At 43.1% G+C, this 11,324-nt stretch carries 12 protein-coding genes and 1 tRNA gene; 6 read left to right on the top strand and 7 right to left on the bottom strand.

Going from position 1 to position 11,324, the window contains the following annotated elements; translation table 11 throughout:
* The first annotated feature begins 9 nt into the window (after positions 1–9).
* Positions 10–2,622 carry an ATP-dependent Clp protease ATP-binding subunit gene (locus BLT15_RS09620; RefSeq protein WP_089761103.1) on the top strand — a complete coding sequence of 871 codons (2,613 nt, stop codon included), beginning with the start codon at positions 10–12 and terminating at the stop codon, positions 2,620–2,622.
* A 20-nt stretch (positions 2,623–2,642) separates the two neighbouring features.
* On the opposite strand, the gene BLT15_RS09625 is transcribed toward BLT15_RS09620, so the two are convergent.
* A complete protein-coding gene (locus BLT15_RS09625; protein ID WP_159429894.1) occupies positions 2,643–3,416 on the bottom strand; it encodes a TIGR03915 family putative DNA repair protein in 774 nt (257 codons plus the stop codon).
* Positions 3,417–3,442: 26 nt separating this feature from the next.
* Entirely contained in the window at positions 3,443–4,690 is a 1,248-nt protein-coding gene (locus BLT15_RS09630; protein ID WP_089761107.1) for a putative DNA modification/repair radical SAM protein, read from the bottom strand.
* 93 nt (positions 4,691–4,783) lie between these two features.
* Here BLT15_RS09630 and BLT15_RS09635 point away from each other — a divergent pair, with 93 nt between their 5' ends.
* Together BLT15_RS09635 and BLT15_RS09640 are read left to right on the top strand one after the other, a co-directional pair.
* The gene (locus BLT15_RS09635; RefSeq protein WP_089761109.1) at positions 4,784–6,100 is read left to right on the top strand and encodes an MFS transporter; all 1,317 of its coding nucleotides are present in this window, start codon (positions 4,784–4,786) and stop codon (positions 6,098–6,100) included.
* 61 nt (positions 6,101–6,161) lie between these two features.
* Positions 6,162–6,665 (top strand): Hsp20/alpha crystallin family protein, encoded by a 504-nt coding sequence (locus tag BLT15_RS09640; RefSeq protein WP_089761111.1) that lies wholly within the window; start codon positions 6,162–6,164, stop codon positions 6,663–6,665.
* Positions 6,666–6,739: 74 nt separating this feature from the next.
* On the opposite strand, the gene BLT15_RS09645 is transcribed toward BLT15_RS09640, so the two are convergent.
* A complete protein-coding gene (locus BLT15_RS09645; protein ID WP_089761113.1) occupies positions 6,740–7,087 on the bottom strand; it encodes a carboxymuconolactone decarboxylase family protein in 348 nt (115 codons plus the stop codon).
* Positions 7,088–7,121: 34 nt separating this feature from the next.
* Positions 7,122–7,346 (bottom strand): hypothetical protein, encoded by a 225-nt coding sequence (locus BLT15_RS09650; RefSeq protein ID WP_200769740.1) that lies wholly within the window; start codon positions 7,344–7,346, stop codon positions 7,122–7,124.
* A gap of 340 nt (positions 7,347–7,686) precedes the next feature.
* On the opposite strand from BLT15_RS09650, the gene pyrR reads away from it, so the two are divergent.
* The gene (pyrR, locus tag BLT15_RS09655) at positions 7,687–8,247 is read left to right on the top strand and encodes a bifunctional pyr operon transcriptional regulator/uracil phosphoribosyltransferase PyrR (RefSeq protein WP_089761115.1); all 561 of its coding nucleotides are present in this window, start codon (positions 7,687–7,689) and stop codon (positions 8,245–8,247) included.
* Between the two features lie 146 nt (positions 8,248–8,393).
* Positions 8,394–9,647, top strand: coding sequence for a uracil-xanthine permease family protein (locus BLT15_RS09660; protein ID WP_089761117.1), 1,254 nt, complete (start codon positions 8,394–8,396; stop codon positions 9,645–9,647).
* 128 nt (positions 9,648–9,775) lie between these two features.
* Here BLT15_RS09660 and BLT15_RS09665 read toward each other — a convergent pair whose 3' ends face one another.
* Entirely contained in the window at positions 9,776–10,096 is a 321-nt protein-coding gene (locus BLT15_RS09665) for a hypothetical protein (RefSeq protein WP_089761119.1), read from the bottom strand.
* 225 nt (positions 10,097–10,321) lie between these two features.
* Between BLT15_RS09665 and BLT15_RS09670 the strand changes: the two genes are divergently transcribed.
* Entirely contained in the window at positions 10,322–10,627 is a 306-nt protein-coding gene (locus BLT15_RS09670) for a hypothetical protein (RefSeq protein ID WP_089761121.1), read from the top strand.
* Positions 10,628–10,733: 106 nt separating this feature from the next.
* On the opposite strand, the gene BLT15_RS09675 is transcribed toward BLT15_RS09670, so the two are convergent.
* Together BLT15_RS09675 and BLT15_RS13235 are read right to left on the bottom strand one after the other, a co-directional pair.
* Positions 10,734–10,822, bottom strand: a tRNA-Ser gene (locus tag BLT15_RS09675).
* 262 nt (positions 10,823–11,084) lie between these two features.
* On the bottom strand, positions 11,085–11,324 hold a 240-nt coding region (locus BLT15_RS13235), incomplete at its 5' end, for a hypothetical protein (RefSeq protein ID WP_159429895.1).

Here is an 11,324-nt window from a genome sequence, read left to right on the forward strand (position 1 = left end):
GATAGCATTATGAAAATGGATGACTTCACCCATAGAGTCCAGCAGCTGCTTTCGGAAGCTCAGCAGGTGGCTATGGATAATAACAATCAGGAGATTCATCCTGCTCATCTTTTCAACGCCATGCTTCAGGAGAGAGACGGAGTGATTGAACCGATCCTGAAAGAACTGCAGGTAGACCTTGAGGAGCTGCGCAAAGGATGTCAGGATTCAATATCCAGCCTGCCCCGGATTTATGATGGCAGCAGCGGCAGGGTCTATATGTCGGGAGAGATGAATCAGGTTATGTATCAGGCCAGGCAGGAATCTCAGCAGCTTGAGGATGATTATATCTCCTCCGAACATCTGCTGCTGGGCCTGATCGGAACGGATAATCAGGTTGCTGAAATGTTTGACGGCAGAAATATTTCTCGACAGGATATTTTAGAGATAATAGAGGAGCTCAGAGCTGGAGCCAGCGCTGATAGTCCTGGCGCTGAAGATCAATACCAGGTACTAGACCAATACACCATCGATCTGACCGAAATGGCCCAAGCGGGCGATCTTGATCCGGTAATAGGTCGGGATGAAAGAATCAGAAGAGTGATGCAGGTGCTTTCCAGACGGCGCAAAAATAATCCCGTATTGATTGGGGAGCCAGGTGTCGGGAAAACAGCTATAGCTGAAGGGCTGGCTCAGCGCATAGTCACGGGCGATGTGCCCGAGGTGCTGAAAAACAAAAAGATCATCCAGCTCGATATGGGGTCTTTGATAGCTGGAGCAAAATATCGCGGTGAATTTGAAGATCGGTTGAAATCGGTCTTAAAGGAGATAAAATCTGCCCGGGGTAAAATAATAGTCTTTATAGATGAAATTCATACCATCGTGGGAGCGGGGGCCAGCGAAGGAGCTGTCGATGCTTCCAATCTCATGAAACCGGCTCTGGCCAGGGGAGAAATACAATGTGTAGGCGCCACTACTCTGGACGAGTACCGCGAGCATATTGAGCAGGATGCCGCTCTGGAGAGAAGACTGCAGCCTGTAAAAATTTCAGAACCCTCGATTCCAGACACCATTTCTATTCTGAGAGGCCTCAAAGAAAAGTATGAGATCCATCATGGAGTCAGAATCAAAGACAGCGCTCTGGAGGCTGCTGCCAAACTCTCTGACCGTTATCTCACAGAGAGATTTCAACCTGACAAAGCCATTGATCTGGTTGATGAAGCTTCCGCCAAGGTAAAGATAGATATAGATTCGATGCCGCTGGAAATTGATGAACTCAATCGGCGGCTTAGACGCCTGGAAACTGAAAGAGAGATGCTAAAAAATGAAGAGGATATCGAAGAGGTCAAGGATGAGCTGGCTGAGCTGGATGAGGAGATTGAAGAGTTGAAAGCAAAAAGAGATCCGCTCCTTGAAAACTGGAATCAGGAAAAGAAGCTGGTTGAGAAAAGAAAGGAGCTCAAGGAAGAAATAGACAGAATTGAACATGAAGCTGAAAAGGCTGAAAGAGAGGCTGAATACGAAAAGGCTGCCCGGCTTCGTTACGGCAGGCTCAACGAATTGGAAGATGAACTGGAAAAAATGTCTCAACAGATTGATGAACAGTCAGATAATCGCGAAATGATCAGAGAAGAGGTTACTAGAGAGGATATTGCTGAAATAGTGGCTTCCTGGACGGATATTCCCGTGCAAAAATTGCTGCAGTCAGAAAAAGAAAAATTAATCAGAATGGAAGAGGAAATTTCCAGCAGAGTTGTAGGGCAGAATGAAGCCATTAGTGCTGTCAGCAATTCAATCAGACGATCACGAACGGGTCTGCAGTCGCGCGAGAGTCCTCTGGGCACATTCATGTTCATGGGGCCTACCGGTGTAGGCAAAACTGAACTGGCCAAAACCCTGGCGGCCCAGCTTTTCGACGATGAGAAAAATATGATCAGGTTCGATATGTCCGAGTATATGGAGAGGCATTCGGTTGCCAAACTTATAGGCTCTCCTCCCGGCTATGTCGGTTACGATGAGGGGGGACAGCTTACCGAGCAGGTCAGGCGCCAGCCCTATTCAGTTATTCTGCTGGATGAGATTGAAAAAGCTCACCCTGATGTATTCAACATTCTGCTGCAGATTTTCGATGATGGTATATTGACTGATAGCCAGGGGAAAGAGGTTGATTTTCGCAACACCATCATAATCATGACTTCCAATGTGGGTTCGCAGTATATTCAGGACCTTCAGGAAGAAGAAGAGATCGAAGAAAGAGTCAATGAAGCTCTCAAACAGCAGTTCCGCCCTGAATTTCTTAATAGAATTGATGATAAAATCATCTTCCATAATCTCACCAAAAAGCATCTCCGTAAGATAGTCGATATCAAAATAAATGAGCTGGCTGAACAGGTGGCAGAAGAGCAGGAGCTCGAGCTTCAAATAGCAGACAGGGCTCGCGATATGCTGGCAGAGCTGGGATATGACCCAGCATATGGCGCCCGTCCTCTTGAGAGAGTAATTCAAAGCGAAATAAAGGATAAACTGGCCTTGAAGCTGCTTGAAAGAGATGCAGATGCAGCCAGGAAGGTCAATATAGATTACTCGGAAACAGAAAAGGAGTTCACAATAACAATTAACCAGGATGAAAATTCAGCAGCTTAATCTTAACTAAATTTTGGGATTTATTTTTGAAACTTAGAGGTTTGTTTTTCCACAAGAAACTCCCAGTATTTTTTAGGCATCAGACTCTGCTGGAGCTCAAGGTTTTTGCGTTCTTCAATAGCTATAGCGTCGAAAAAGCTCCGCCAGAGCTGCTGGTAATTCTGTTCGCCGGCAGCATAATCATCGCGATCGGGAGTTGGTATGCTGCTGCTGTCCAAAAGCTCCCATTTACCCTGTGAAAAGGCGGCAGCTATGTCTCTGCTCCGATCATGTATAATTCCGCTTTCTGTAGACAATCTGTCGGCAAAATGAGGGGCTATCAGGCCGGTTATGTTATAATCCGGTCGAAAGGGCCCATAAAAAGAATTACTATCCATCTCACGAAATCTCAATAGCCCTTTAAATCTATGTGCTTCACTCCTCACTTTGCCGGCAGCTTTTTTTACTTTTTTTACACTTTCGTCTTCCCAGTTATCTCTGATATTATCTTCCAGAACAAAACTCAGCCGCAAATAATCATAAATACATAATTCTATGTTTTGCAGTTCGGACAGATAAGCATGATAAATTTCATCGTAGCATTTTTTGGGCAGTTCTTCTCTGATGCCCTGCTGGACTCTTTCAGCTATCTCTTCGTCGGAGGATATTTCGATCTCTTCTGCAAAGAGAGAGGGCTGGTATTCTTTTTTTCTGATAATTCTGGAGGGCTTTTCATCACTGTGAAATGCTCGATAAAGGCAGGTTAAAAACCCGGAAAAGGAACCATCATAGATATAACTGTACAGAAAAATCACCTCCAATTATTTAATTCTGGCTGCCGTCATTTTTCAAATAATGAGAGTTGTTCTGGAGAATTACTTTTGACTGCTCCATTCAATCTCTTTTCTATCAGTTCTTTTTTGAAGGGGATGCCTGCATAATATTTACCGCGGCAGGTTATAAAATATTTTGCCCTTTTGATCACAGGACCTATATCCCTGAGCTGCTGAAAACTCACAGCACCCTGGCGGCGAGCAGCAATTATACGACGGGCAGATTTGGGGCCGATGCCGGGAACTCGAATTAGCTCTCCATAATCAGCCTTATTTATTTCCAGAGGGAATTTATCGATGTTTTTTAAGGCCCAGCTGCATTTAGGATCCAGGCGGCGGTCGAGGTTAGGGTTGTCTTTATTCAGCAGTTCGCCGGCGGAAAAATTATAGCGTCGGATCAACCAATCGGCCTGATAAAGCCTGTGCTCGCGAAGAAGAGGAGGCTCTTCGATTTTTTTCAACCTGTCATTCTGGCTGACAGGCATATAGGCCGAGTAATAAACCCTTTTCAGATTCATATTGTCATATAAACTTTCGGACAGCCTGATGATTTCGAAATCAGGCTCATCAGTGGCTCCAACTATAAGCTGTGTGCTCTGGCCGGCCGGAACGAAACCGGGAGCGCTGCTGTATTTTTTTCTCTCTTCCCGGTTTTTTTCAATATCGTTTCCGATATCTTTCATAGAAGAAAGAATTTCATCCTCGTTCTTATCCGGGGCCAGCAGATTGAAGCTTTCGCGGGAAGGCAGTTCAATATTCAGACTGATTCTATCCGCTAGCAGCCCTGCTTTTTCTATCAGGCGATAATCAGCTCCGGGTATGGCTTTGAGGTGAATATATCCTCCAAAATTGTAATCTTCTCTGAGTATTTTAACCGCCTGACAGATTTGAGCCATGGTGTAATCGGGACTTTTTTCGATAGCAGAACTGAGGAATAATCCCTCAATATAATTGCGCTTGTAAAAATTGATGGTAAGTTCTGCAAGCTCGTCAGGAGTCAATGAAATTCGAGGACGATCGTTGCTGCTTCTATTCACACAATATACGCAGTCATAGATACAGCGATTTGTGTATAGTATTTTGAGTAGAGATATGCAGCGGCCGTCTTCCGACCAGCTGTGACATATACCGCTGCTTTGTGCGCTGCCGAGCCTATCCTTTCCCGAATTTTTATTACGGGAGCTGCCGCTGGAAGAACAGGAGGCATCGTATTTTGCTGACCGGGTTAATATTTTGAGCTTTTCTTTTATATCCATATTTTAACAGCTCCTCGCAGATTATTAGCAGAGGTCTATATTAATTTTATCATACACCTGTTTGCTTATCAAAATTTCTGGTGAGATGGAAAATTGCAAAAAATTTTTGGCGGGAAATTTAATGGTATTCGGGAGGATGATATTATCTCAGAAGTAAAACTCAAAAAATACAGATGGATAATTTATCTGCTGCTGAGCTTTTCGTTTTTAATCGCATTTTTTCATCGCTATGCCATCGGGGTTGTCTCAAATCTCCTGGCCGGAGATTTGAATTTGACAGCTACTCAGCTGGGCATGCTATCATCACTATATTTTTATGCATATGGCATTTTACAGGTGCCGGTGGGAATCGGAACCGACAAATTTGGAGTCAGAAAGTTAACAACTGGTGGCATGATTTCCATCGGTCTGGGCAGCCTGCTCTTTGCTCTTGCCCGGGGAGCTCTTACCATATATGCAGGTAGATTGCTGATAGGAATAGGGTCTGCAGTGTTTTTTATTTCCACCATAAAAACTATTTCTGTCTGGTTTCCTCCAGAAGAGTACACAAAATTGCTGGGCTGGACTTCTCTGATCGGCAATCTGGGAGCTCTGCTGGCAGCCGCTCCTTTTTCTCTGCTTTTATCCCTTCTGGACTGGCGCAGTTCATATTTTTTATTTGCCGGCATTTCTGCCCTCATGGCTTTCTTTATCTGGTATTATGTACGCGATAATCCCCGGCAGCTTGGTCTTGAGCCCGAATATGCTGTTGAAGAAGAGGAGAGAAACCTGAAAAGAATTATAATAGATATGAAAAAAATTATTAGAAGCAGTCAATTCTGGCAGTACTTTTTTATAGCCATGGTGATCCTGGGAAGCTTTATGAGTTTATCAGGTATGTGGCTGGTTCCCTATCTCACCCATATTTATGAATTCAGCCGAAATTTTGCAGCGGCACTGGTTATGGTTATAACAGGCGGCATGCTGATAGGATCAGCTTTTTTAGGAAGAGTAGAAGATCGAATGGAAAGCAGAGTCAGGATGATCAGGACGGCTGTCATAATAAATATTCTTGCCTGGATATATATTGTCATAATAGAACAGGGAAATCCGTCTTTCTTGATTCTGATGATTATTCTATTTATTCTGGGGGGAGTAGGAGTTTTTCCCATGACTTCATTTGCCAATATCAAAAAAATGTTTCCCCGGCTAAAAGGCAGCGCTACCGGCCTGATGAATATTTCGCCTTTTCTGGGCACAATTATATTTAACACCCTCATAGGCTGGAGGCTGGATACTACCTGGCAGGGAGAATTTATAGAAGATTCGCGCTTATATACTCTCCAGGGTTATCAGCAGGGATTTATTATCATCCTGATGTTTTTGATTTTAGCTCTGGCAGCCAGCCTGAGGCTCAAGAAAATAAAATAGTATTAATAATATTATGAATTAAATTTCCGGTCTTGACATTCTTTGACCTTCTGGTATAATTATGAGTGAAGAAAGGTCAGAGATAGTAAAAGTAGTAGATATAAATTATCACAACAAGGAGGTGTTCGATATGTTTGATCTCGTTCCTTTTGGAAGCAGAAGCAGAAAAAATCGGCGAAGTTCCAGTCCAGCTGAGAGGTTTATGGACGATTTCATGAGTGATACCATGGATATGTTCCGAAGCAGCTTCAAAACTGATGTAATAGAAAAAGATGATGAATTTGTAATTGAAGCCGAACTGCCCGGTATGGAAAGAGATGATATAGAGATCGAACTTCAGGATGACGTGCTCATCATAAGAGCTGAGCAGGAAGCTGAAGAAGAGAAAAAGGAAGAGGATTATATCAGAAGAGAGAGGAGAACTGGAAGATTCCAGCGTTCTTTCCAGATAGATAATATAGAGGAGGATGAAATAACCGCGGAATTTGAAAACGGAGTTCTTACTGTCTGCCTGCCCAAGGAAGAGCCGGTAGAAACTGAGAGACGCACAATTGACATTGAATAATCAGGTGGACTAAGGCTCCCGTCTCAGCCCCTTTTTCAGGCTGAGTCACGGGAGAATTTTGTTTTTACAGCCATCTAGTTTTGAGATTGCTGGAGTTCATCGAATTTTTCCATGATAAAACCGCTGTAAGCTGATCCCGGCCCCCCGTTTAAAAGCATAATAACAGAGCACGTCTCAGCTATCTCGTTTCTCGTAGCTCCTCGCTCGATCGCCTCCTGAAGATTTTTAACAATACAATATTTACACTGCTTGACAGCCGCGGCCCCCAGGGCAATAAGGGATTTTTGTTTGGCACTCAAAGCTCCTTCACTATGTACATTTTCGGCGAAATCGCGAAAGTCTTTCATTTCCTCGGATATTTCTTCGCCAAGTTTCTCATGACCTGATTCCAGCTCTGCCAGCAGCTCATCTGCTTTTGGCATTTAAAAGCCCTCCTTTTTAAATTATTTTATAATTTTAATGCTTTTTTTCTTCAATAACCTCTTTGATTTTCTCTATCTGCGATTGAATGCGGTTTAGTTCAATTTTGTACTCTTCGCGAGTGGTGCCCGGTATATGCCTGCCCGTTTGTTTGAGCACGAATTTACGCTCCTCTTCTATCTCTTCATATTTTTCCTGCTTTTCATTTAGTAGTTCTTCCAGTTCATCCAGGGTGTTCTTTTGCAGCTCTTCTTTTTCCATCTTTTTTATACCCCCCATCTGCAGGTTTTTTACACAGAAAACATGATAATATAAAAAAGAACTTTTTTCATGTAATTATTTTACCAGTATATATTGGAGGTTCAATTGACAGCCTTAAATATTTCTGCTATACTGCTTGTAACCTGAAAAATCAAATATACCTGTTCCATCCTTTAAACTGGTCCAGCGAGGCCGGCAAGGAATCCATGGGAAGATTATACCATGCCTTTCTGCCGGTCTTCGGCGGAAGGGCTTTTTGTAATTTGAAATGTTACATTGGCCAGGAAGTTTAGGACGGCAGAGATTTTCAGATCTGAAAAGAATATAGGAGGGGTATCCTTTGGAACTGCAGGAAAAAAAGAGATTGAATGATGCTGAAGAAATAAGAAGAGCTTTGACCCGCATCTCACACGAGATTGTCGAAAAAAACAAAGGCCTGGATGATGTAGTCGTGATTGGCATCAGAACCCGTGGGGTGCCGCTGGGAAATCGAATTGCTGATAATTTGCGTGAGATAGAGGATGAAGAAGTTGACAACGGAGCCCTGGATATTACGCTTTATCGTGATGATTTAACTCAAATAGCCCCTCAACCTATCGTCCATAAAACTGAAATACCTTTTAATATTAACGATAAGAAGATAATTCTGGTGGATGATGTTATTTATACTGGAAGAACAGTCAGGGCGGCTTTGGATGCGCTGATGGATCTGGGACGCCCTCAAAATGTTCAGCTGGCAGTTCTGGTCGACAGAGGTCATAGAGAACTGCCGATCAAACCTGATTTCGTGGGAGAAAACATCCCCACCTCCCGCAAAGAGGTAGTTGATGTAATGGTTGAAGAAGTCGATGGTGAGGACTCCATAATTCTAAAAAAATATGATCAAGAAGTTGAAATTTAAATTTTTCCCGGCTTAACAGGCCGGGTTTATTAATGCGCGGTTTGCTGAGCAGGATATAATCGCGCTTGCAGGCATTACATATTCTGTAGGTGGACTTAATTATATTATTTATTTTGATTGACTCAAAAATTATAGGGGGAGTTGCAATGAGCAATAAGGAGAGCGAGGCTATCAGAGACGCGGACAAACTCAAACTTTCACAGGAGATTTTTGTAGGATTTCAGCACACCCTGGCTATGTTTGGCGCAACTATTCTGGTTCCAATTTTAACAGGCCTGCATGTTTCAGTGGCTTTATTTACCAGCGGCCTGGGGACTCTGGTTTTTCATTATTTGACAGGTAAAAAAGTGCCTGCTTATCTGGGCTCGTCTTTTGCCTTTATAGCTCCGATCAGCGTGGTCATTTCCAATGCAGGAGGGATTCCGGCTGCTCAGGGAGGTATCATCGTAACAGGTATAGTTTATGCAATTGTATCCTGGCTAATTTATAAGCTGGGCCCGGAAAATATCCGCAGAGTCTTTCCGCCTATAGTGACAGGTCCCATAATTATGGTTATCGGACTTTATTTGGCTGATGTTGCCATAGATCAGGCCTCGGGCAATGTATGGGTGGCTGCAGCAGCTCTGATTGGGGCTACCATTTCGGCCGTTTATGGACGCGGATTTTTCAAAATAATTCCGGTAATTACCGGACTTGTAGTCGGTTATCTGGCAGCCCTGGCAGCAGGTATAGTTGACTTCACCCCGGTAATGGAGGCCGGCTGGGTGGGCCTTCCGCAATTTACTGTACCTGCTTTTGAAATAAACGCAATATCTATTATTGCTCCGGTTGCAGTTGTATCTATAATAGAACATGTCGGAGATATACTGGCGATAAGTGAAACAATAGGAAAAGGTAGAGAACTGGTAGTGGATCCTGGCTTGAATAAAACTATGATCGGAGATGGTGTAGCGACGATATTAGCGGGAATCTTTGGGGGACCTCCCAATACGACTTATGGAGAGAACACAGGAGTTCTGGCTCTTACCAAAGTTTTTGATTCGAAAGTGATGAGGATAGGAGCAGTTTTTGCAGTAATGCTCTCCCTGGTGCCCAAATTTGGCGAGCTGATTCAAACCATACCTGAGCCTGTTATAGGAGGAATTTCCATACTGCTCTTCGGTATGATAGCTTCAGTGGGTATCAGAACTTTGATCGAGTCAGGTTCAGATTTAAAACGCTCGCGCAATTTAATAATAGTCAGTGTTATTCTGGTGCTGGGACTGGGCGGTGCAGTGATAGAACTGGGAGAGATGGAATTTTCGGGTATGGCTCTGGCTGCTGTGGTAGGTATCGTTCTCAATCTGGTTCTCCCGCGGGAAACTGATAAATTATTAAACGATAAAAGAGAACAGAATTAGGAAATAATCTCTAAGAAAAAAATCGTCAGATGGCAAAAAATGAGCGATAAAAAAATCCGGCCCGAGCGGGCCGGATTTCGTGCTTTTCTCAGGAATAAAGCATCAATTACAACAAGGACAGCGTCCTGTTAGCATTTGATGTAAGATGAAGTATTATATCTGGGGCCGCCAGGGTGCAGGCCTCCCCTGTAAAGATTATCCAGCTTTTTTTCATTCATGATAATGCCTTTCTTGACGCATTCACGCAAAAATTCTTCAATGTCCTGCTTGAGATCTTCTTTATCCTCGTCTTCGCCGGGCCGGTGAGAAAAACGCTTTCTGAATTCTCTTCTGACATAGCTTTTGAATTTAGGTGATGGATAGGAGAAGTGGTTTTTTTCATCTATAGAGATTTTCGTGCGACCCTTTCTCACCCTTATCGTAACCTCGGGAATTTCCTCTTTAGCCACACTGACTCACCTCTCATCATAAATTTATGTCGGGCGGAGCCCGATAAAAGTTTCTGACTGGAGTCTTACCCTATTCTGTCTATATTATAGGAAAAATATGATGAGAATACAACAGTCTTAAAAGCGTGATATAAAATTGTAATCAAAAATTATTATTGTTATAATGGTTTCTGAAAGATGTCCTGTAAAGACATGCCTGATGACTTTAACTGGGGGGGCAGAATAATGGTTGCAGACCAGTTATCAGAGGAGGCGGTCGAGCTAGTAGTTGGAGCTTATAAAAATTACAGACATCTTACAGTCCTGAAGCCTGAAGGAAGAGTTCTGAGATTTGTGGCCGGCACGGAAGTTTTTGCTCCAGAAGATGAAGAGAAGGCTCAAAGCTTTAAAAGAGTCATGGAAAATGAGCTTTTAAATGAAGGTTACATGAAAAAGGGGCAGGAGGATACGATAAATTTAACTCAGAAAGGCTGTGAAGCTGCTGAAAATTTGATTAAACTTGAAGGAGAAGGAGCTGAATCAAGAGTCTAAATCAAGAGTCTAATTAAATAGGGTTTCGGAACGATTCAGGCACAAAAAATCCAGTTCAATAGAACAAAGCCACTTTGTGCGAAGTGGCCTGATCGTTGATATATGATGGCGGAGGGAGGGGGATTTGAACCCCCACACCATAACGGCTTCACCGGATTTCAAGTCCGGCCCCTTACCAGATTCGGACATCCCTCCATATTTTCACCTGCACATAAAATTCTACTACAAATGTTATCCACTGTCAACCCCGGGATAATCGAAGTTTGAGTTAATTAGTTGTGGGTAGTACAATATTCATACTAAATCTACTCAAGGGGAAGAAATATAAATTGAGGTCTCACACATTTAAATATGCTGACTTTGATTTCCTTTTTGAAAGTTAGCTGAAAAACGGCAATTTAGACACAGAAGCCCCTGCTAATTAAAGGAACGGTTCCAGTCCGATTAAAGCGCTATTTTACACCGGACTACCCGGTACATTCCTGCATATATCTTTCAGAAATCGATAAGCAGCTCCTTTTGCTGGTTCACTGGTCATCTTAAAAAACAGATCCTCTGAAGGTTTCTGGTTCTGTTTAAGGCTTTTGTAAGCTTTTTGACTGGAAACCCCCTCTGGATTTTGTTCTTGTTCCTCTTGCAAAAGCAGCTCTTCCAGCTCACCGCTTTCATATGCTATTATCACCCGGGAGATATTCTG

This window comes from Halarsenatibacter silvermanii, assembly GCF_900103135.1.
Taxonomy (GTDB): Bacteria; Bacillota; Halanaerobiia; order Halanaerobiales; family Halarsenatibacteraceae; genus Halarsenatibacter; species Halarsenatibacter silvermanii.

Coding starts and splice junctions, on each gene's coding strand:
- BLT15_RS09660 (WP_089761117.1), top strand. CDS start 8,394: ATGAGCAATAAGGAGAGCGAGGCTATCAGAGACGCGGACAAACTCAAA.
- BLT15_RS09630 (WP_089761107.1), bottom strand. CDS start 4,690: ATGGATATAAAAGAAAAGCTCAAAATATTAACCCGGTCAGCAAAATAC.
- BLT15_RS09670 (WP_089761121.1), top strand. CDS start 10,322: ATGGTTGCAGACCAGTTATCAGAGGAGGCGGTCGAGCTAGTAGTTGGA.
- BLT15_RS09645 (WP_089761113.1), bottom strand. CDS start 7,087: ATGCCAAAAGCAGATGAGCTGCTGGCAGAGCTGGAATCAGGTCATGAG.
- BLT15_RS09640 (WP_089761111.1), top strand. CDS start 6,162: ATGAGTGAAGAAAGGTCAGAGATAGTAAAAGTAGTAGATATAAATTAT.
- BLT15_RS09620 (WP_089761103.1), top strand. CDS start 10: ATGAAAATGGATGACTTCACCCATAGAGTCCAGCAGCTGCTTTCGGAA.
- BLT15_RS09650 (WP_200769740.1), bottom strand. CDS start 7,346: ATGGAAAAAGAAGAGCTGCAAAAGAACACCCTGGATGAACTGGAAGAA.